The 484-nt window shown below is 24.0% G+C and carries 1 protein-coding gene; it reads right to left on the bottom strand.

The features are described 5' to 3' along the window. On the bottom strand, nucleotides 1–484 hold a 484-nt coding region (locus tag K0039_RS20885; protein WP_331476811.1), incomplete at both ends, for a hypothetical protein.

Here is a 484-nt window from a genome sequence, read left to right on the forward strand (position 1 = left end):
GTTTCTGTTTTTCCCATTCCTGTAGATGCAATCAGTATTATATTCTTATTTCTATTAGATTGGGCAAATGATTGAGTTTCTCTCAAACTACCAAATTCTTTCATTAAATAATTTTCTGTGTGTTCTCCTATATTCATAACATTATTGCATTCCACAACTTCATGAGCAGAAGCACTATGGTCTAGCCTATGTAGTATTCCTTTTAACATAATATATAAATTATAGTACTTGTGATTTTTATCTATTCTTTTTTCTACAATTTGTAAATATACTTTACTCAATTTTTCTGTTTTTAATGGATATCTAACTTTAAATTCATGCTGTAGTTCATAAACTTTATTTATTAAATCTTCATCTAATATTTTTTGTATTAAATTTTTAAAATCTTTATCTATAAAGATATCTCTTTCATGATGATATACAATAACTTGATTTAATACTGCTCTAAGTTCTTTATTTTTTTTCTTGTCTATATAACTATAAT

It is taken from the genome of Terrisporobacter mayombei, assembly GCF_020748465.1.
In the GTDB taxonomy this organism is placed as follows: domain Bacteria; phylum Bacillota; class Clostridia; order Peptostreptococcales; family Peptostreptococcaceae; genus Terrisporobacter; species Terrisporobacter mayombei.